The 21,005-nt window shown below is 44.4% G+C and carries 20 protein-coding genes; 11 read left to right on the top strand and 9 right to left on the bottom strand.

Going from position 1 to position 21,005, the window contains the following annotated elements; genetic code table 11:
• The first annotated feature begins 151 nt into the window (after window positions 1-151).
• Window positions 152-1,066 (top strand): diacylglycerol kinase, encoded by a 915-nt coding sequence (locus ACSQ2E_RS20930; protein WP_435993828.1) that lies wholly within the window; start codon window positions 152-154, stop codon window positions 1,064-1,066.
• Between the two features lie 52 nt (window positions 1,067-1,118).
• Here ACSQ2E_RS20930 and ACSQ2E_RS20925 read toward each other — a convergent pair whose 3' ends face one another.
• Window positions 1,119-1,469 (bottom strand): hypothetical protein, encoded by a 351-nt coding sequence (locus tag ACSQ2E_RS20925; protein ID WP_061810366.1) that lies wholly within the window; start codon window positions 1,467-1,469, stop codon window positions 1,119-1,121.
• A 217-nt stretch (window positions 1,470-1,686) separates the two neighbouring features.
• Between ACSQ2E_RS20925 and ACSQ2E_RS20920 the strand changes: the two genes are divergently transcribed.
• The 5 genes from ACSQ2E_RS20920 (at window position 1,687) to ACSQ2E_RS20900 (ending at window position 4,362) form a co-directional block, all read left to right on the top strand.
• Window positions 1,687-1,992 (top strand): antibiotic biosynthesis monooxygenase family protein, encoded by a 306-nt coding sequence (locus ACSQ2E_RS20920; protein WP_435993826.1) that lies wholly within the window; start codon window positions 1,687-1,689, stop codon window positions 1,990-1,992.
• Window positions 1,992-2,363, top strand: coding sequence for a hypothetical protein (locus ACSQ2E_RS20915; RefSeq protein WP_435993824.1), 372 nt, complete (start codon window positions 1,992-1,994; stop codon window positions 2,361-2,363). Before ACSQ2E_RS20920 ends, ACSQ2E_RS20915 begins: the two co-directional genes overlap by 1 nt.
• Window positions 2,364-2,495: 132 nt before the next feature.
• Window positions 2,496-3,872, top strand: a complete 1,377-nt coding sequence (gene rlmD, locus ACSQ2E_RS20910) for a 23S rRNA (uracil(1939)-C(5))-methyltransferase RlmD (RefSeq protein ID WP_435993822.1) — start codon at window positions 2,496-2,498, stop codon at window positions 3,870-3,872.
• A gap of 19 nt (window positions 3,873-3,891) precedes the next feature.
• Window positions 3,892-4,122, top strand: coding sequence for an excisionase family DNA-binding protein (locus ACSQ2E_RS20905; protein ID WP_435993820.1), 231 nt, complete (start codon window positions 3,892-3,894; stop codon window positions 4,120-4,122).
• A gap of 42 nt (window positions 4,123-4,164) precedes the next feature.
• Window positions 4,165-4,362 carry a YwbE family protein gene (locus ACSQ2E_RS20900; RefSeq protein WP_060671570.1) on the top strand — a complete coding sequence of 66 codons (198 nt, stop codon included), beginning with the start codon at window positions 4,165-4,167 and terminating at the stop codon, window positions 4,360-4,362.
• A gap of 173 nt (window positions 4,363-4,535) precedes the next feature.
• Here ACSQ2E_RS20900 and ACSQ2E_RS20895 read toward each other — a convergent pair whose 3' ends face one another.
• The 3 genes from ACSQ2E_RS20895 to pxpB form a co-directional block, all read right to left on the bottom strand.
• On the bottom strand, window positions 4,536-5,678 hold the full coding sequence (locus tag ACSQ2E_RS20895) for an NRAMP family divalent metal transporter (protein ID WP_435994675.1): 1,143 nt from the start codon (window positions 5,676-5,678) through the stop codon (window positions 4,536-4,538).
• 76 nt (window positions 5,679-5,754) lie between these two features.
• A complete protein-coding gene (locus ACSQ2E_RS20890; protein ID WP_435993817.1) occupies window positions 5,755-6,759 on the bottom strand; it encodes a biotin-dependent carboxyltransferase family protein in 1,005 nt (334 codons plus the stop codon).
• Window positions 6,756-7,475, bottom strand: a complete 720-nt coding sequence (pxpB, locus tag ACSQ2E_RS20885; RefSeq protein ID WP_435993815.1) for a 5-oxoprolinase subunit PxpB — start codon at window positions 7,473-7,475, stop codon at window positions 6,756-6,758. The genes ACSQ2E_RS20890 and pxpB overlap by 4 nt, the downstream gene beginning before the upstream one ends.
• Before the next feature lie 522 nt (window positions 7,476-7,997).
• On the opposite strand from pxpB, the gene ACSQ2E_RS20880 reads away from it, so the two are divergent.
• Window positions 7,998-9,188 carry an MFS transporter gene (locus tag ACSQ2E_RS20880; RefSeq protein WP_435993813.1) on the top strand — a complete coding sequence of 397 codons (1,191 nt, stop codon included), beginning with the start codon at window positions 7,998-8,000 and terminating at the stop codon, window positions 9,186-9,188.
• Window positions 9,189-9,434: 246 nt separating this feature from the next.
• Entirely contained in the window at window positions 9,435-12,179 is a 2,745-nt protein-coding gene (locus ACSQ2E_RS20875; protein WP_435993811.1) for a GTP-binding protein, read from the top strand.
• A gap of 66 nt (window positions 12,180-12,245) precedes the next feature.
• On the opposite strand, the gene ACSQ2E_RS20870 is transcribed toward ACSQ2E_RS20875, so the two are convergent.
• The 5 genes from ACSQ2E_RS20870 to ACSQ2E_RS20850 all read right to left on the bottom strand — a co-directional run bounded on the left by ACSQ2E_RS20870 (window position 12,246) and on the right by ACSQ2E_RS20850 (window position 17,057).
• Window positions 12,246-13,112, bottom strand: a complete 867-nt coding sequence (locus ACSQ2E_RS20870; protein ID WP_435993809.1) for an STAS domain-containing protein — start codon at window positions 13,110-13,112, stop codon at window positions 12,246-12,248.
• Window positions 13,113-13,279: 167 nt separating this feature from the next.
• A complete protein-coding gene (locus tag ACSQ2E_RS20865; protein ID WP_435993807.1) occupies window positions 13,280-13,813 on the bottom strand; it encodes an RNA polymerase sigma factor in 534 nt (177 codons plus the stop codon).
• 23 nt (window positions 13,814-13,836) lie between these two features.
• A complete protein-coding gene (locus ACSQ2E_RS20860; protein ID WP_435993805.1) occupies window positions 13,837-15,801 on the bottom strand; it encodes a DUF6449 domain-containing protein in 1,965 nt (654 codons plus the stop codon).
• Window positions 15,773-16,675 carry an ABC transporter ATP-binding protein gene (locus ACSQ2E_RS20855; RefSeq protein WP_435993803.1) on the bottom strand — a complete coding sequence of 301 codons (903 nt, stop codon included), beginning with the start codon at window positions 16,673-16,675 and terminating at the stop codon, window positions 15,773-15,775. Before ACSQ2E_RS20855 ends, ACSQ2E_RS20860 begins: the two co-directional genes overlap by 29 nt.
• Window positions 16,662-17,057: a GntR family transcriptional regulator gene (locus ACSQ2E_RS20850; protein WP_034760902.1), complete on the bottom strand. Its 396-nt coding sequence runs from the start codon at window positions 17,055-17,057 to the stop codon at window positions 16,662-16,664. Before ACSQ2E_RS20850 ends, ACSQ2E_RS20855 begins: the two co-directional genes overlap by 14 nt.
• A 470-nt stretch (window positions 17,058-17,527) precedes the next feature.
• On the opposite strand from ACSQ2E_RS20850, the gene ACSQ2E_RS20845 reads away from it, so the two are divergent.
• The 3 genes from ACSQ2E_RS20845 (at window position 17,528) to ACSQ2E_RS20835 (ending at window position 20,975) form a co-directional block, all read left to right on the top strand.
• Window positions 17,528-18,313: an ABC transporter ATP-binding protein gene (locus tag ACSQ2E_RS20845; protein ID WP_435993800.1), complete on the top strand. Its 786-nt coding sequence runs from the start codon at window positions 17,528-17,530 to the stop codon at window positions 18,311-18,313.
• A 2-nt stretch (window positions 18,314-18,315) separates the two neighbouring features.
• Complete coding sequence (locus ACSQ2E_RS20840; protein WP_435993798.1) at window positions 18,316-19,938, top strand: hypothetical protein; 1,623 nt, start codon at window positions 18,316-18,318, stop codon at window positions 19,936-19,938.
• A gap of 221 nt (window positions 19,939-20,159) precedes the next feature.
• The gene (locus tag ACSQ2E_RS20835; protein WP_435993796.1) at window positions 20,160-20,975 is read left to right on the top strand and encodes a ZIP family metal transporter; all 816 of its coding nucleotides are present in this window, start codon (window positions 20,160-20,162) and stop codon (window positions 20,973-20,975) included.
• Window positions 20,976-21,005: the final 30 nt, after the last annotated feature.

Here is a 21,005-nt window from a genome sequence, read left to right as displayed (position 1 = left end):
AAGAGTTATGATATTGACCGGTGGACGATTTGAAAAATCCTGCCTTTTGAACATATTTTGCATGAATTATTTAAATTGGTATATGATGTTAAAAGATGGTTTATACATGGACGAGTTATTTTTTTAATTAACACAGATTAGGATGATGGGTATGAAACGAGCACGAATAATATACAATCCGACTTCGGGGCGGGAGCTTTTTAAAAAGCATCTGGCTGAAGTATTAATCAAATTGGAGCAGGCAGGATATGAAACATCTGTTCACGCAACCATTTGTGAAGGAGATGCAACGGAAGCGGCACGAATCGCTGTCGAACGCAAATATGATATCGTCGTGGCTGCAGGTGGGGACGGTACGTTAAATGAGGTCGTCAACGGATTAGCCGAACAGGATTACCGGCCGAAGATTGGGATTGTTCCAATGGGGACAACGAATGACTTCGCCCGTGCCCTGCATATTCCAAAGGATATCAGCTCTGCCATTGATGTGATTACGAAGGGTGAAACGATCCCTGTCGATATCGGACGCATGAATGAACGCTATTTCATCAATATTGCTGGCGGGGGAAGAATCACGGAATTGACCTATGAAGTACCGAGTAAGCTTAAAACCATGATGGGGCAGCTTGCTTATTATTTGAAGGGTATTGAAATGCTTCCTTCCATAAAACCGACAGATGTATCAATTGAATATGACGGAAAGTTGTTTGAAGGACAAGCGATGCTCTTCCTCATCGGATTGACCAACTCGGTCGGGGGCTTCGAGAAACTTGCTCCAGATGCCTCAATCAATGACGGTTTATTTTCACTCCTGATACTGAAGAAAACGAATCTGGCGGAATTTATCCGCATTGCGTCCCTGGCAGTACGGGGAGAGCATGTGAACGATCCGAACGTCATATACACACAAGCCAACCGAATCAAGATCAAGGCGAAAGAAAAAGTGCAGCTGAATGTGGACGGCGAGCTTGGAGGGGTTCTTCCAGCCGAATTCGAAAACCTGTACCGTCACCTACAAGTCTTCGTCCCACTTGATAAGATCCGTCCGGAAGATAAAGCAGAATGATAAAAAGGAATGCCGTTGGGGTTACGGCATTCCTTTTTTGTATGATGATTATCTAGTTAACGAACAAAAAAATTGAAAACGTCAATGGAAATCCGATCAAAAAGCCCCATCCTATCTGTTGTTTATGACGGAAAGGAACCTTCCTAACGATCCAGGACAATAGATGGGCGACAATCACAAAGGCAAAGACCCATATCAATTGCCCGACGACGAACACAAATAAATAGGCAAGGATCGATTCTTTATTCAGCAAAAGGGATATCCCGAATCCAAAGGTCAAGGTTAAAAAGGTGAGTCCGATCAGTATATAGGGTAGCCACCACCTTCTTGACTTGAGAGCGAATAACACTCCAAGAAAAACATTCCCTACGAGGATAAGGTTTACTAAGAAGTCTGGGTTCATGTATATCTACCTTCTCTTTCTAGAATTGTTGCACATACCATTGTACCCTTTGTAGATCGGATAAAACGCGGTAAGTTTTTACATCCCAACTAGAAAATGTACATTATGTATCTTTCTTTTAAAGTCTGTTAAATTTTGTATCCCCCGGCACTCACTGACTGTGTTACAGTGAATAAAAAGCATGTCTGATCATGTGCCACTGAGAAGGGTGAATTTAATGTATATCGTGCATTCAACATTTGTAGTGCCTGATGAGAAGGCAGAGGAAGTCATTTCAATCTATCATTCCCGCTCAGGTCTGGTAGACGAAGCAGAAGGATTTCAACGGTTTCTCCTGCTGCAAAATGAGAAAAAGCCGGGAGAGATCACGGTCCATATGGAGTGGGATACGAAAGAAGACTTCATGAAATGGGTACAGAGTGAAGACTATAAGCGGATTCATGATCTGGAAAAGAAATACCCGGATCAGGAATTGGCATCCATCATCCCATCCATTCACCGGTATAAAGTGGTGGCGCACTGATGGAAAATAAATATAAACGTGTGATAGATGAAGCTGTTGTGAAATTGTACGATCGATACCCGGAATTGGAAGATAAATATGGAGAAGCGGGACGGAAGAAATGCTATGAAGATAACATTCATCATTTCAACTATCTGGAGTCTGCTGCCGATGTAGGCGAGTCGAAGGTGTTTTCCGATTATGCCCTCTGGCTGAACAGTGTGCTTGTGAGCAGGGGCATGAAATCGGATCATCTCATCGATAATTTCAAATGCATCATGGAATCCCTCGCAGAGACCGGAGTTGAAAAAGGTGAAGTCTTCAAGCTTTATCTGAAACAGGCAATCGAATCCATTCAGTCCGTTGACAGAGAAGAACCCACCTCATCCTGAATGTAAAAAGCATCGGCTAAGTCGATGCTTTTTTTCATAGAGAGGGACGGACCTCTATCCATTTCATTCTCCTTATCCATTTATGGTACAATCAGTAGAGTCTTAAAAAGGAATTCGTAAAGGAAGATATACGTGAGTAAAAAAGCACCCGTTCAAAAAAATGATTATATAGATGAAGCTGTATTTGAAGATTTGACACATGACGGAAATGGAGTCACCAAGGTCGACGGATACCCATTATTCGTCCCCAATGCCCTGCCCGGGGAAGAAGGCCGGGTCAAAGTCGTGAAAACAAGTAAAGGCTACGGGTTCGGCCGACTGTCAGAACGTACGAAAGAAAGTCCGTTTCGTCAGGAACCACCGTGTCCGATCTATAGGGAATGTGGAGGCTGCCAAATCCAGCATATGACGTATGAAGGTCAGCTGGAAGCGAAAGAGAAGAACGTAAGGGACGTCATGCAGCGTATCGGTAAGCTTCATGACCTGCACGTGCACCCGGTTCTGGGAATGGAAGAACCGTGGCGCTACCGCAATAAAGCCCAGGTTCCTGTAGGGGAAAAGGACGGACGGTTTGTAGCAGGATTCTATCAAAAGCGTAGTCATGAAATCATCGATATGGACAAATGCATCATTCAATATGAAAAAAATGATGAAGTGATCCAGCATGTGAAGGATATATGTGGAAAATTGGAGGTCCGTCCCTATGATGAAAAGAATCATAAAGGGACTCTCCGCCATATTATGACCCGGACGGCGTATACGACGGGTGAGGTGATGGTGGTACTGGTCACGCGGACGCCTGAGCTTCCACACAAGAAGGCGATAGTCGAAGTACTTATCGAAAATATAGAAGGCTTGAAATCGGTCGTTCATAACGTGAACCCTAAACGAACAAACGTAATCATGGGTGATACAACCCGCGTCCTTTGGGGGGAAGAAGTGATCCACGATTATATCGGTGACGTGAAGTTCGCGATCTCAGCAAGATCCTTCTATCAGGTGAACCCGGAGCAGACGAAAGTGCTTTATGATAAAGCGTTGGAGTATGCCGATTTGCAAGGGGAAGAAACGGTCATCGATGCGTATTGCGGAATCGGGACGATCTCATTATTCCTCGCTCAAAAGGCGAAGAAGGTATATGGGGTGGAAATCGTTCCACAGGCGATTGAAGACGCAAAGCAAAATGCCGAGTTGAATGGTATGGCGAATGTGGAATTCAAAGCGGGACCTGCAGAAGTCGTCATCCCCGATTGGTATAAGGAAGGGATCAAAGCAGATGTCCTTGTCGTGGATCCACCGCGAAAGGGCTGTGATGAAGCACTCCTGAACACAATCCTTGCCATGAAGCCGAAGCGCGTAGTCTATGTATCCTGCAACCCGGCAACCCTTGCCCGTGACCTTAGAATATTGGAAGACGGCGGGTATAAAACATCGGAGGTGCAGCCGGTCGATATGTTTCCACAGACTATGCACTGTGAAGCCGTTGCGAAGATAGAGTTAGTTGAATAAAAAGTGAGGGAAGATAGCCATGTATCTCACCATCAAAGAAACAGCCGAATATCTGTCCCTGCCTGAATCGTATATCGAAAGCCTCGTGCAGCAGAAGAAGATACGGGCAGTTCATGACGGAGAACAATATTTACTATTCAGGGATCAATTCAATCAGCATTTGGAGCAAATGGAAAAAATGAAGCGGCAGCTTGCTGACTATTTAAGTGAACCGATTCCTGAAGATATCGATGTGAAGGATGAAGACTAGTCCTGGACGAATCCAGAAATCCCTTAAGAAATGGAGAATACAATGAACGGACAACAGCGATCCAATATTAAACCGGGTCTTGAAGTGGACATCGTCCTGAAAAAAGACCAGCGAACAGACAAATTGACTCGGGGAATTGTGAAAGACATTTTAACGAATTCCCCGAATCACCCACATGGCATCAAAGTCCGATTAGCAGATGGACAGGTTGGCCGGGTGAAGAATATCATTCAGAAATAAGAGGCCGGAGCGGTCTCTTTTTTCTATGTCTTGAAAGGTGGATTGTACCAGGTACAAAAAGGTTGGATTGTACCTGGTACAAAAAAGATGGATTGTACCAGGTACAAAAAAGTCAGCCGACACAAAAAGACCTCAGGTCCCATGAAAGGGAGCTGAGGTCTTTCCTTTTTTTCTTAACTAAACAATTGAGGGATGCCCTGGATCAACGAGTACACACCCATATAAGACATGGCCACGACGATCAGTACACCGAATACCGTCATCCAGATCGGGTGCTTGTAGTCACCGACGATTTTTGCTTTATGTGCGGCAATCAGCATGACACCGAGGGCGATCGGCAGGATCAATCCATTGAGGGAGCCGACCAGGATCAAGATGGCAACGGGTTTACCGACAATCACGAAAACAAGGGTTGAAATCGTAATGAAACCGACGATCAGCCACTTATGATATTTCTCAAGGAGCGGGCTGAATGTACGGATGAAGGATACAGACGTATAAGCTGCCCCGACAACGGATGACACAGCGGCAGACCACATAACGATTCCGAACATTTTGTACCCGATATCACCAGCAGCCAGCTGGAATACAGATGCCGGGGGATTTTTAGGGTCTAAAGTAAACCCTTGAGCCACGATCCCTAACGCGGCAAGGAATAAAAAGATCCGCATGATGGACGCGATTCCGATGGCTGATACGGAGCTTTTTGTGATTTCAGGAAGAGCTTTTCTCCCTGTTATCCCAGCCTCCAATAATCGATGCCCCCCGGCAAAGGTGATGTATCCACCGACGGTCCCGCCAACCAGGGTGATAATTGCGAGAAAATCGATGGTGTCGGGAGCGAATGTTTTCGTTACGGCTTCGCCGACAGGTGGATTCGCTGTAAACATGACATATACCGTAAGGATGATCATTAATAATCCCAGGATTTGAGCGAATTTGTCCATTAATCTGCCCGCTTCCTTTACCAGGAAGATCCCGACAGCGACAATTCCGCTGAATAAGGCACCCATTTTAGGGGAAATGCCAAAGAGGACATTCGTACCGAGTCCAGCTCCGGCAATATTTCCGATGTTAAAGGCAAGGCCCCCTGCCACGATGAGGATGGCAAGGAAATATCCTAATCCGGGAAGGACATCATTTGCGATATCCTGTGCCCTTTTTTCAGAAATGGCGATGATGCGCCAGATATTCAGCTGTGCGCCAATATCGATAAGGATGGAAATTAAAATGACGAAACCAAAACTTGCGGCAAGCTTTTCAGTAAAAACGGTTGTTTGAGTCAGGAAGCCCGGTCCGATGGCGGAGGTCGCCATCAGGAACGCTGCTCCCAGTAATAGGCTGAAATTCGATTTTTTCTTCAAGGGGTTCTCTCCTTTGTTGTCGTTTGGATTAAGAGTTAAACTTCAAGGCGATTCCTTGCTTTAAATGGTTTAATTGGCGCTCGCGATCTATGTATAGCTCCTGAGCTTTTTCATGGGAGATCCTCGTGAATGTAATATCTTCTCCCGGCTTCGTTTGAGCAATGAGGGGAAGATCCACGGATGCAATGTATCCCATTCTCGGATAGCCTCCCGTCGTTTGCCGGTCAGCCAACAGAATGATCGGCTGCCCATTCGACGGGACCTGAATCGTTCCAAACACCACCGCTTCTGAAATCATGTCGAACTCCTCATCAAGATGGAGGGACGGACCTTCAAGGCGGTATCCCATCCGATCTGATTGGGAAGACACTTTAAATGGCTGCTTGAAAAACTGTTCGCGGCTCTCTTCGGAAAATAAACCGTACTCCGTTCCAGGAATCACCCGAATGGCTTTCTTCTGATGATAGGAAGAAATGAATTCAGATGAAATCGACCAGTCAATTTCCGTGAAGTCACTCTTCTCCACATAGGGAAGTAGATAGTCGATCATATTGGCAGATTCTTTGTTGAGGGTTCCTGCTTTAAGGGAATCGCCCGCCTGAAGGGGACGACCTTCGAATCCTCCGATTCCCGCCCTTACATATGTGGATCTGCTGTTCATGACCTTTTCAACGTTAAAACCTCCTGCAATCGCCAGGTAACTGCGGCAGCCATTTGTGCATGATCCAAACTTCAGGATGCTTCCTGCTTTGATCAACAGGGATCTTCTTAAAGGAACGTGCTTCCCATCAATGGTCGGAGAAAGGTCTCCCCCGCAAATCGAGATAAGGGATGTTTCCTTGAATTCAAGGACAGGTCCCATCAGGGTGATTTCAAGGGTGGCCTCGTCCACATCGTTGCCGACGAGCAGGTTCGCGATTTTGTGGGCGAGGGGATCCATGCTTCCGCTCACGATGACGCCATATTTTTGGTATCCGTACCTTCCTAAGTCCTGAATGGTCGTCAGGAGGCCGGGTTTGATTATATTAATCATTGTTCCTCCTCCAATGCTTTATATTCTTCAAGGGAAATCGGAGTGAAGCGGATTCGGTCCCCGGCTTTCAGTAAGCTTGGTGAATCGGCGTTATCAGGTTGGAACAGTTTTACGGGTGTACGGCCGATCAGCTGCCATCCCCCTGGTGTTTCGATGGGGTATACCCCTGTTTGTTCCCCCGCTATCCCAACAGAGCCTGCCGGTATTTTCAGGCGTGGGGACTTTCTTCTCGGCGTCGCGATTTCCGGAGACATGCCGCCGATATAAGGGAATCCGGGAGCGAAGCCGATCATGTATACGAGATAGTCACCGTTTATGTGTTTCGTGATGACTTCTTCAGTGGATAGTTGATGATGGGTGGCTACTTCTTCAAGGTCAGGCCCGAATTCTCCTCCGTAGCATACGGGGATGTCGATGATTCTTGCTTCTTCGTTTTCTTCGGTTTTCAGAGTTGAAAGCATGTGTTCGATTTCAGAACAGACGACCTTATATGGAAGCGTGTTTTGAAAGGGTTTGTGAGATTCGGTGATTTTGATTGGATCGTAATAGAGTGTGACGGTTGTAAAGGCCGGGATGAATTCTACCAGCCAGTGGAATGATTGGGTTTCGATTATGTTTGTTACCGCTTTCACCAGGTTGTGTGTTTCTTGTTGAATCGAGCTGCCTAATTGGATGACGACAGCGTGGTCGCCTAATGGGCGTAACGTATAATTCAAGGAATGACCTCCATTCACGATTGTATGTTTATAGGAAATAAAAAGTAAATATGTATGAGTGGCCACGTAAAAAAGATTATTCAGAAAGTTTGACCATGTTGTTATTATAGTATAATTCTTTGTGTTTTCAATAAAAGCTTGGGAATTAGCTGAATAATTGAATGGATTATGACTTTGATCCTAGTATGCGTTTTCTGGCTTATTCGAGTGAAACGTTCGTTTCACTCGCCTTTCAGCTTGGGCTGAAAGGCCGGGTAGAGAAGGGCAACCGAAAGGAGCAAATGAATTTGCTCTTTCGGCTGCCCTTCTCTACTCGGAATAAGCCAAAAAACAGTTGAGATTTATTTTCACTATAATAATGAATTTGGTCCATTTGTTACTATTTGCATTCTGTTAATAACTTACACATTTCCGTTGTTTTATTTCGTATCGCAATTGTGTTTTATGTGCTATTATTTAGTAATCCGAAATAATATCCCCATCTGCTGGTGGGGTTTGATAGATGGGAAGGGAGGTTTTTTTATGAAGGTGAAGGATCCTCTATGGACGAGGTCTTTTATTATGTTGATGGTGGGGAATTTGTTTGTGTTTATGTCGTTTCAGATGTTGATTCCGACGCTTCCTCCTTATATTAAATCGATTGGGGCTTCAGGGCTTGAGATTGGATTGGTGACGACGCTGTTTTCAATCGGGGCTGTGTTGAGCCGGCCGTTCATTGGGTTTATGTTGGAATACAGGGACAGGAAGCCCCTTGTTTTGATAGGGGGGGTCTCGTTACTCGCGATTACGGTGATTTATCCATTGTCGAGTGTGGTGTTCATCTTCCTTTTATTCCGTTTTGTGCACGGACTCGCATGGGGCTGGTCCACGACGGTTAATGGAACAGCAGCCGTCGATGTGGTGCCTAAATCCCGTTTAGGAGAAGGAATGGGGTATTACGGTTTGTCGATTACGATCGGAATGATCATCGCCCCGAGTCTCGGAATCTATTTATTCCAGGTGACAACCTTCACGAATCTGATCATCACATCAAGTGTACTGGGTGTCATTGCGATCTTGCTATTGGGAATCGTTCATTATCAGACGCCTAAAGTGGTCAAAGAAACGAAGAAAGAAGACTTGAAGTTTTCTTACCTTGGTTCTTTAGTCGAAAAATCCAGCTGGTTCCCTGCTTTCATTACAATCATGGTGACATTTGGATATGGATCGATCGTAACATTCATCGTCATCTTCGGGGAAGAGCGCGGAATACAGCATATCTTCCTGTTCTACTTATGTAATGCGATCATGGCGTCCCTTTCAAGGCCGATAGCAGGAAAGTGGTTTGATGAACGGGGACCAAAGGGACTTGTGGTATTCTGTATCGTGGTGACGTTTATCGGCATGTGGGCACTTTCTTTCGCACATTCCGATTTGCTGATCGTCGTATCCGGTCTTCTTTTCGGCGTTGGATTCGGATCACTGATTCCGACCCTTCAATCCTGGACATTGTCCATGACGCCGGATCATAGACGTGGAGTGGCGAACGGTATGTTTTTCTCATCCATCGATCTTGGTATCGGGTTGAGCGGTTTAGTATTCGGCGTGCTGGCTCAGTATGTCGAGACGGGTGTACTATTCCAAATTTCCAGCCTGTTCTTACTCATTGCCCTCGTAGTGGCGATTTTTGAAGGCAGAAAACAGAAAAAGCTTGTCCATCAAACTTCCGCATAGTTTGATGGGAGAATAATAGTGGTAAGTATAAAGGACTATCTGTTTTGAAAGTGCCTCAAAGCCTTTCGTAACGGATAGTCCTTTATTCTGTAACGGAAGTGATTCCATTGGATCACGGCAGAAAGTATCAATCGGAAAATGAAAAGGAAATGAAATTTTATCCCAATGAAATTCTGTTAGAATGAGAGAAATAGACAAGTCTGTGAGGTTTCCGGCAAGGGAGTCCCACATATAACGGAGGACATTATGACAGAAGAAAAATTACTGATGGAGAAGTCATTTTATCGAACTTTTTTAGTAGATCAGGACACGAACCGTCATCCAATAGAAGTACTTGGAGGAGCATTTGTCGAAGAACAGCAAAACGAACCGTATGATTTAACATACATCCGCTATGCCCAAGGGGAAGTTTATTTTCATAGCAGGGATTATGAAGCGGCCATCTTCAAATGGGAAAGTATTTTGAACGAACTGGAACCATGGGCTAAGAAGAACATTGCGGATTCTTACTATGAGCTTGGAATGCTGTCATCGGCCGAGGATGTATACACAGCCATCCAAACCGATAGTACGATGTTAACCATGGAGGTGTCCCTGCAATTATTCTCCCTTTACATTGAGAGGAACAAGATCCAATCTGCCTATCATACGATTGAGAAAGCCTTATCAATCGAACCGGATTATCCAAATGTCACGGATCTGGCAAGGTCTTTTTATGAGGAGCAGGGGGACTGGAATAAAGCGGTGGAACTGGGGGTGAAGGAATCGATCCGAACGAGGGAACCTGCATGGTTCATGATTTTGAGAGAGTATGGTGAGCAAGGTTACACAAGGTCATTTGCTCCGGATTATTTCTATGATCTATTGATCACCGTGTATGAGAAAGACCGTAAACAATTTAAAGATCTCGTATCTGCTCTCTGGGCAAGTTACAGAAGCCACTCGGCTGCCCATATCGAATGGATGCTGACGGTGAATACGATCTTTGAATATGTGGAGATCCTTCCGAACGAATCCTGGCAGGAAATCCTTTCCCACTTTAAAGAGGCATATATCGGCTTCCTTGAAGGTGACTACCTTGTGAAAGACCTTGAAGGCTTCATGCCGAGTATGCTGACGAATTGGTTGAAGGTGAGCAGGGAGCAGCAGCCGCTATTTCCGGCAGCAGCCGTTCTGGCCTGGAACGATGTCTTTTCCTACAGCATCGAACCAATGGTGACGGAAGAAGCGGAAATGATTCTGTTAGAGGAGAATTCCTATCAGGCCCGATTTGAAGACGTCATTCTGTTCTTAAATAAAATCATCCAGTGGGCCGAACGGAATGACGCCTCTGTAGGTTACAAAACTCAGTGGATCGCAGAGCAGTTGATGGACCTGAGTGAACATCATCTACTGATTGCAGGAAGTGCATCAAGTGGAAAGTCCTCCTTCGTCCAATCCGTCTTGGGTGAAAGTGTGGGAGAAGCAGAAGATTCAACGATCATCTACAGCTATCATGATCAGCAGGTGGAAGTGAAGGAGATTCACGACCAAGGGGTCCACCAGGTGGAAAGCATTGCAGACTTCGAAGAGTTGATGCAGCGGGAAGCCTTTGTCGAGTATAAGCTACCTTCAGAGTTCCTTAAGAAAAATGGAACGGCCCTCATCGATGTTCAAACGGGTAAGAGGAAGCTTGACGATTTGACTGCTTTTTATCCTGCTGCCGATGGGTTATTATATGTCCTGAATGCCGATGCTCCGTTTAATGCAGAAGACCGTCAGACCTTACGGAAATTAGCGGAAATCGGACAGCCTGTGAACGTACATTTCTTATTAAATAAGATGGATAAAGTATCCCACACAGAGAGAACGGAAGAAATCATTGAATCTGCACGGAACAAAGCCCGTGAATGGTTCCCGGATGCAGAGGTGCTGCCTTATTCGTCCCTCGAAGCCGTACATCTTCAGCGTAAAGATGTGGAGACGTTCCTCAGGGATCATTATCATGTGAAGAGCGGTGCCCTTAAGGGAGAGCGTGGAAGCAAATTATTTTATTTAGTGAGAAAAACGTTAAGGGATCTATACTCCAAACGTAAAAATCATGAAAAAGAGTTGAAAGAGGGTATTGAGAAAAATGAGGATATCCTCACACGTCTAAACGGATTTGAGAACTACTTGGGAGACATGCAAAGCGATAAGGTTTCCATCATCAAGGATTCCTTCCATAAAAAGAAGGAAGCCATGAAGAAGGAAATCTCTGAGAAAATCCCTGCGATACTCAGTGGTTGCTCGGAATTGATCAGCGAAGAAAGTGATTTCAAACAAATCCATACGGAATTAAATGATGCGATGAATACAAGGATCCAAGAGTATATCCAGGACGATCTCATGCCTCGTTACGTCACGTCCCTTGAGGAGTGGCTTGCCTTTTCAAAACAAGAGCTGCAGGACAGCCAGGACTACTTGAATGAAATGAGTGAAACGTTTAACGGACTATTTGGGAAAGATAAAGTCGTTTTACAATGCGACTTTCAAGTGGTTGATGATTGGCGCAGGGACGTCAGCAGAATGGGAACGAGGGCACAGATAGATAAAGAGAATATCCTTTTGCGGTTTAAACCGGCTCAGTTCCTTCTGAAAAGCGCAGGAAAGCTACTTGGGGTACTGCCGCAGAATAAGTCATTATTATACAACCAGTACAAGCGTTATTTGGAGAGCGAAGACTATCAGGATATAACGGCATCCGTTGTTCACAAGTTCTTCCTTCAGTTTGATTTATTTGAGAAATCTCTGCAGCAGGATGTTCATTCATTCTTCGCGGAGCCGTTCAAGCAACTGGAGGTAACGATCAAGGATACGGAAGCGGCGATCGCATCCGATCAGGATTCATTGAAGAAAATGAAAGCAAATCCGGAACAATATTTCGATCCGATCACCCTGTTTGAGGTGAAACTTCTTCAGCATGAATACATGGTGAAGGCAAGCTACAAGGCTTCACATCATTTTTCATAAAATAATTAGACTGATTCATTCGAAAGGTCACCCTCGGATGAATCAGTCTTTTCTTTTGTTCAAAACTTACTTGTGCAAAAAGCTGCTGTTTTCCTGGATGACTTCGGCTATGATCCGTTCCAGGGAATTTTCAGTATGGATGGTGGAGAAATCGAGTCCGAGGTGGATCGCTGTCTGGGCGACTTCAGGTCGGATACCCGTGATGACGGATCTCACTCCCAATAGATTCAAGGCATCGATGAGGCGGAAGATCTGCTGGGCCACCATGGTGTCCATCAATACAACACCAGACAAGTCGATGATCAGCATGGACAGATGGGCATCTGCACTTTGCTGAAGGGTTGAGTCCATGATCATTCGGGCACGGGTTGTATCAATATCCCCAATGATCGGAAGCAGACCTACTTCCGAGGTTAAAGAAATGACGGGTGTACTTAATTCTTGAATCAATGTGGACTGAGCCTGCAGCCTATTCATTAAGATCGCAAGGAATGTCGAAGTGAACGTTTCCAGCACATAGTCCAAGGCGAAGTTAATCTTTCGCTCCCACTCAAATACCTCTTTTAATTGGATGTTTAATTCAGAATGTTCTTCTGTGAATCTTTCGACATACGTCCAATACACCCTTCTGAAAACACCTGAGTTTCGCACCACTTCATCGAGGGTTGTACTGGATTTGCTGCGGTCGGTTGCCGTTTCCTTCGTCCAGTTAGAAATCAATTCTTTTGATTCCTCATTCGAAAGTAAGAGGCATCTTGCTATGACCTTAACATAATTGGAGTTTTGTTCTTTGACTTTATTCAGAACCTCAGGAGGAGAGTCAAGAGAATAATGTGATCCCGTTTTAATATTCTGGAATCGGAGCCAGTCTTCTGTAAATTCTAAGGCGTGATCGACTAAGTATTCATATAAATAAGGCGAATGTGTATCCATAAACTCTCCCTTTGAAATTGGCTTATTCTTCTATTTTGTAACCTATTGGAAGGGCTGTCAATGATTAAGGTTAAAAATGCTACTAACCTAATACATAAAATACATCTTTTTATCCGTGGCTTAAACTTATGCATTCAAAAAAGGAGCCCTCCCAGAGGCTCCTTTTGTTATGCGGATACTTTCGTTTGAACAATCGAATACAACTGTTTCCTGGCCCGGTGAAAGCGGGTTTTCACGGTTGAAGGGGGCAGGTTCAGCTTTGTGGCGATTTCACTGTCACTCAGGTCTTCCATGACTTTCAGTGCCATGACTTCCTGCTGTGTGAATGGAAGACGTGTGATATGGTCCTGAATGCTGCTCTTAAGGAAGCGGGCATCGATTTCATCTTCCAGGGAGCGGTGATCCTCTATGGAATGGAACTCAACATGTTCTTCTAGGCAGATTTCATTGCGCTTGGATCGTTGGCGGAAGATGTCGATGGCTGTACATTTTGCAATCGCAGTGAGCCATGTTTTTATTTTTGCCGGGTCTTTAAGAGTATCCATTTTAATATAAGCTTTCAGGAACGTTTCCTGTCTGACGTCCTCTGATAAATGAATGTCTTTCGTTATGTTGTAAGCGATGTGATAGATCAACTTGTGAAATTGATCATACATCTCCTCGAAGTTCAGAGGAGATGAAGATGTATTTAGTGTGTCCATATGGTCACCTCGACTTTCTATAATCAATCGTTCAGTTCTCTTTTGATAAAGGAAGGGGCATCTTCCTTCTGTAACCCAAGAGTCTGGATGGATCCTTGGTTTTTGTACTTGATGATGACGGTGTACGCACTATTCATATGATCGTATACAAGCTCATCCATAATGGATTCGATCTGTTCCGCATCTTTCACTTCGATTCCCTTGTTTTCTTTCTTTAACTCGAGGACCGCCTCTTCCACAGGTTGAGAGAAAGGATCGTTGTAATCAACTGGCTGCGTCACATACATCCATTCGATATCAGATGCCGTCATCTTAAGATCTTTTAAGTATCCTTTATCCTCGAGCCATGCAATGAACTTCTTATCGTTCTTTTTAACGCCGGTGTTTGCCCAAGTGTCCTTGGACATTAGGAATTCAACATTATATAGATTGATTTTGTCGCGGTTCTCAAAGGAATCATCGTACGTTTCTTCTTTTAGGGTATTGATGGCTTCCTCGATATCTGCGGGATCTGCTATGGTGATGGCAGGTTTATTCCCCATCTCATTATAAATGGTGAGTTTGTCGACTTTATCTGAGTCGACACTATAAAGTTGTTCGGTTTTCTCCTTATAATTCTTCATTTCATAAAGGGAAGCATACTGAGATCTCACATCTTCTATATCAATCAGGTAATTCCGTACGATTTTGCTGCCGTCCTTCATTTTGTAATAGAGAAAGATCTGCTCGTTTTTCTCATCTGCTCTATTTTTATGATTCTGATGATCCACAATCGCTTCATGAAGATTCAGGACGGTTTCAATCGCTTTCGGATCAGTCATAAAAGGGTCTTTTATCAGATTTTCAGGGTTATCCGTCAGGGAATAATAGCTCTGACTGACATGAACCTTTTCTACATCTGCCAATTCTGGTACTTTCTCTTCATATTGAAACAGATCGAACTGAATGATAAAGCCCAGAAGAACAATGACGATTGCAAATCCTGCATATCCCTTCCATTGACGGAATACTCTCCAATGTTTCTGTAAAATCATCTCACCGATGTAGTAACCAATGAGGGAACCGAAGAAATATCCGAATAGGGTCCAGCCTTGGGACTGATAAATTCCATTGAAGTACATCCCGCCGAGCAACATGAAGCAGAAGGAGATACCATATTTAAACAACGGTCTCAAGAAAGGGTATACAATCGCCTGGGAGACAGTCTCCACTTTTCTTATTTTGTATAACACGTATGAGAAACCATAGAATACGAGAGTGATCAAGATGAATAACAAGACATCCGTACCGGACAGGAGATCGTTCTCTAGGTACACCGTTTTAATGAGCGGTGAGTATTTCTCGATTTGAACATTAAAGAAATAGTCCTCAGGAAATCCGAATAACAGATTTTTTAAACTGTAGCACACGAGCATAAACATCCCTGCAGGCAACAGGAGCAGGATATAAGTCAGTGCACCGTGAACGGCTGTCAGTCCCGTTACCATGGCAACGAATGTAGAGGCTGTGAACAGGAGGACGCTCATAAGTATCGTAATGCCGCCCCATACAAAAATATCCTGAACCCCTATATATTGCTGAAGGTCCGTGAATGAATAAAGGGAAAGTAATATCACGGTATTCAGTAGAACCGGAAGGATGAGAATCCCAAACCCTGTCCCGGTAAAATGGAAAAATAATTTTCTGCGGGTGATCGGCAGGCTGTGCATGAAGTCCCCGGCCTGTTTCACATGCAGATAACGAAATAGGAACAAGGATAGGATCACTGGAATAATCAACAACAATCCTATCTGGATCGGGTATTGCATTTTAAATAGATTTTCATAAATCGCAACCGGGTACCTTTGTTGATCCTTGGATAACTGACCGATAATGTCGACGGGTAAAGAAAAGAGAAGTCCAATAAAGTAGACTATGCCGACCCATCCAACATTCCGCAGGCTTTGAACGATGATTTCTTTATTGATCCATGATGTTTTGGATGGCATATCCGACGTCCTCCATTTCATAAACAAAAATTTCTTCAAGTGTCAGGGGCAATAAGTCAAAGATCACTGGACGATAGGGCTGAATCAAGCTCCTCACCCGTTGCTCGTCGCCGCGGACAATACAGAGGGACACGCTTCCCCTCGTTTCGTTATGCAGGATATCAAGATCACTAAAGAGCTGCTCGGGAATCGCCCCCTTGAATGCCAGCTGTACTTTGTGAATGCCGGACTTCAAATCATCGAGTTCCTTCTCCAGTAAAAATTCCCCTTCATGCAAAATTCCGATATGATCACAAATATCTTCCACTTCCCGGAGATTGTGAGATGAGATGATGATGGTCATGTCCCGGTTGGCAACTTCTGAAATCAGTACGCTTTTGGCTTTTTTTCTGACAACGGGATCAAGGCCGTCCATCGGTTCATCCAGGATCAGTACGTCGGGTTGAGTGGCCAGGGCCAGGATGAAAGCCGCCTGCCGCTGCACACCTTTAGAGAATTTATGAAGGCTTTTATGAGGATCAATCCCGAATAATTTACTCAATGATTGAAAGCGATCCTCATCCCAACGGCTATAAGTGTTCTGGTAAAAACGGGCCATTTGAGTCAATGAGTAATGAGCAAAGAAAAACGGTTGATCAGGAATGAAAAACAGGGTTTCCTTCGTCGGGATATTTTCATAGACGGGCTGGGTGTTTACGGACACCTCTCCACTTTCAGGCTTTAACACTCCCGCGATGGTCTTCAACAAAGTGGTCTTTCCTGCACCGTTCGATCCGAGCAGGCCGTAGATCGATCCCTTTTGAACAGAGAAAGAGATGTCATGTAAGATTTTTGTGCCTTCAAAGGCTTTGTTTATGGATTTAATCTCGATCATCAGTTTGATTACCCCCAACCGTTGCCTCGATTTCTGCAATCATCTGCTTTAAGTCTTCCGTTGTGATCCCCAAGTAAAGGGCTTCAGACAAAAGTTTAGACAACTCTTCTTTTACTTTCATGATTTTCTCCGCGTTTTGAATGTGACTTGAAGGATTAACAAAGCTACCCCGTCCTTTCACAGAATAAATGAATCTTTGAGATTCGAGTTCCCTGTAGGCTTTTTGGATTGTGTTTGGATTTATGGTCAGCTGCTGTGCCAGGGTACGAACCGAAGGTAATTGTTCGTCCGGCTTCAGCACTTCATTGATGATTAATTCTTTAAGCTTTTCGACTAATTGTTCATAGATGGGTTTACGACTTCTTAAATCAAGCTCAAACATATCCACCCTCCCGACTGTGTGTAGTGTACTATGTGTCTTAATACAGTTAAAGTATATAACAAGTTCTGCCAGTTTGGGAAGGGGGGAATGAAAAAAATTTCAAATAGTTTGTTGTAATGTTTTAGTAGAAAGCAGTAGTTGATTTCCGTTCCAGGATGCTCGCTTTCCTCGGGGCTGGCGGTGAGGAAAGCGAGCATCCTTCCACTCCAATCAACTTAGTACCAATTTTTAAAGATGATACAAAATCCAATAAACTTTCAGAAATAACTTTTTGAAAACATCATAGTAATTCAACACTAAATACAGTCTTAACCTTATAGCTAATATTGAATGGATGAGGACAGACGTAAAGCGCATGGGTAGGAGAACGTCCACAATGATTCGTTATTTTATTTATCACATGAACCTCTCACCATAAAATGGAATTTATGTTAGCATATAGGCATATCTAAAGGAAAAAGGGGATTGTTATGGACGTACGTGAACCGATTTTGTCGATAAGGGATTTGAAGAAGAAGTTTGGTAGTAAGGAAGTGTTGACGGGTGTCCAGCTGGATGTGTATAAAGGACAGATCATCGGCTATATCGGTCCGAATGGTGCCGGGAAAAGTACGACGGTCAAGATTATCCTCGGCCTTGAAGAAGGGTGTTCGGGGCAAGTGACGCTATTCGGTGAAGATATATCCGGTAGTTCCGTAGAATATAAGAAACGGATAGGTTATGTGCCTGAGATGGCGGATCTTTATGATAACCTGACAGCAGAAGAGTACCTCACATTCATGGGTGAACTATACGGAATGGAACCAAAAAAGGCGCAGGAGAAAGCGGAGAGGCTCATCGGATTGTTTGGACTATCAGAAGTATATGAATCAAGGATCGCATCTTATTCAAAAGGGATGAAGCAGAAGATTCTAATCATCTCGAGTTTATTACATAATCCCGATGTTTTATTTTTGGATGAGCCCATCAATGGACTCGATGCCAACTCGGTCATGATTTTTAAAGAGCTCCTCGCCCAGCTTGCCGCAAAGGGGAAAACCATCTTCTATTCCTCTCACATCATGGATGTTGTGGAAAAGATCAGCAACCGTATCGTTCTTTTGCATAACGGCCAAATCGTGGCGGATGGCAGTTTTGAAGAATTGAAGAATCAGAATATGGAAGGGTCACTGGAGGAAATCTTCAACCAATTAACCGGATTCAATGAGCATAAAGAAACGGCAGCGGAAATTGTTTCTGTTGTGCAAGAGGTGTAAGAATGAAGGAATTTCGTACCCTATTGTTTCTGGATTGGTTTCAAGGATTGTTTACGAGGCTTGGATTCGATTACAGGTTGTTGAGAAAGATACTTCAAGTCAAGCTGACGATGGATCAAAGGCGTGTGCCTACGATCTTCCAACAGCAGGGAAGGAAGAAAGGGAAGGATGAAAACCGTTTTATTAAATCCCTCTGGGTATATGCGCTGTTTGGATTATTCGTCATTCCTTTCATTGTGATGGGAGATCAATATGTTTTTCAGATGAGCATCACCTTTACCGTACTTATTTTCATCGTCATGACGTCGATGATTTCTGATTTCTCAGTCGTCATTCTGGACATCCGAGATCATACGATTCTGTTTACCAAGCCTGTCGAAAGGAAAACCATCAGCCTGGCTAAAACGCTTCATGTGTTTATTTATCTGTTTTTCCTGACGGGTTCCCTGACCGCCATTCCATTGGTCGTAGGGTTGATCAATCAAGGTCTTTCCTTCTTTTTCATTTTCCTGGCAGGGGTCATCTTGATGAACATCTTCATCGTTGTATTTACGGCTATGCTCTATTATTTTATCCTTCAATATTTTGATGGGGAAAAACTGAAGGATATCATCAACTATGTGCAGATCGGATTATCCATCGGACTTGCCGTAGGATATCAGGTGGTGGCACGTTCCTTTGAATTTGTGGATTTGACGATCTCTTTTACACCGGATTGGTGGAATATCTTTCTGCCTCCCATCTGGTTCGGAGCTCCGTTTGAATGGTTCCTGAACGGTAATCACCAGACCATGATCCTGATTCTTTCATGTACCGCGGTACTGATCCCATTCCTTGCTCTTATCGTTTATGTGAAAGCATTGCCGACATTTGAGAAGAATCTTCAGAAATTATCTTCCCATGGCGGTAAGAAGAAGAAAGCCCGTATCCGGTTCGGGGATGGTCTCATGAAGGTATTATCCAAGTCGAGCGAAGAGCGGGCATTTTACAGGTTCGCCCATTATATGATGAAAAATGAAAGGGAATTTAAGTTGAAGGTGTATCCCGCCCTTGGGTTTGCCATCATCATGCCGTTTATATTCATCTTCAATGGATTGATGGATGGAACAAGGGAAGATCTCCTGACTTCAAGCATGTACCTATCGATCTATTCAAGCTTCATCGTCATACCGACAGTCGTGATGATGCTCAGTTATTCAGGGAAATACAAGGGATCCTGGGTGTACAAAGTAGCACCAGTCGCGAGCCGTGTGTCCATCTACAAAGGGACATTGAAGGCCTTTCTTATGAAACTGTTCCTTCCGCTATATGCCATCATAAGCATTGTCTTTATCATCCTGTTTGGTTTCCGGATAATCCCCGAGATCGTCATCGTTTTTATTAGCGCCTGTATCTTTACCGTGATCTGCCTGGCATTGATGAGAGGATCGTTGCCTTTTTCCGAAAGCTTTGAAGGAGTTCAGCAAAGTGACAGTTGGAAGGTGCTGCCGTTTTATCTCATCGTAGGAGTGTTCTTTGGCCTTCATTTCCTGGCCCTTCAGATCCCGTTCGGCATCCCGGGCTATCTCCTCCTTTTACTCGTCCTCAACCTGATCTTATGGAAAACAGCCATAAGGGTTGAGTAGGAAGCACGTCTCTGTCTTATAAGGCAGAGGCGTTTTTTGTATATCCCCCATGGTTGTATGGAAAGTATAAACGATACATACACCATTTCAAGCGAATGACATATATATAGAAAAATAATGGGCACTGGTAAATAGGTAGTATGCCGTTTCCTTTGACAAAGAAAGTTTCCTTGATGCAAGATGGTAGTATTCAAAATGTTGATCGGAGGAGAGTGGTTCGTATGTTCATAGACTGGTTAAGTGGATTTAATCCTACGATGCAGGCGCTGTTCGGCGGTCTGGTGACATGGGGGCTGACGGCCCTTGGAGCAGCCACGGTGTTTTTCTTTACGAAAATAGAAAAGCATACGTTGAACATGATGCTCGGGTTTGCCGCTGGAGTCATGATAGCAGCATCGTTTTGGTCACTGCTTGCGCCTTCAATAGAGTTCAGTGAGCAAAACGGTCAGATACCATGGCTTGCCCCTGCCATCGGCTTTTTACTTGGCGGCATATTTATTAGACTTTTAGACTTTGTCGTACCGCATTTACACTTGGGGAACGAATCGGAAAAAGCCGAAGGACCTCCAACCAAATTCAAAAAATCGACCTTATTATTCCTGGCGATCACCCTCCATAATATTCCGGAAGGTCTTGCCATCGGTGTTGCCTTCGGTGCTGCGTCACTTGGCCTCGGAGACGCAACCTTAGTGGGAGCCATCGGCCTTGCCATCGGAATCGGTATTCAGAATATGCCTGAAGGGGCAGCTCTTTCCATTCCGCTGAGGGGAGATGGGATGTCCCGTTTGAAATCCTTCCATTACGGTCAGCTATCAGCCATCGTAGAGCCGATTGCAGCCGTGATCGGAGCCGCTGCCGTCCTGATGGTGCAGCCGCTGCTGCCTTATGCCCTTGCTTTCGCGGCGGGAGCGATGATATTCGTCGTCGTCGAAGAACTGATTCCTGAGTCGCAATCCTCAGGAAGTACGGACTTGGCCACAATGGGATTAATGCTCGGTTTTGTTGTGATGATGATTCTGGACGTTTCTTTAGGATGATTAATCAGAAGGCATGCGCCCAAAGCGCAT

The organism is Rossellomorea sp. LjRoot5, from assembly GCF_964253455.1.
Classification (GTDB): Bacteria; Bacillota; Bacilli; order Bacillales; family Bacillaceae_B; genus Rossellomorea.
Note: the sequence above shows the minus strand (reverse complement) of the source record. Positions and strands in the feature narration are given on the sequence as shown.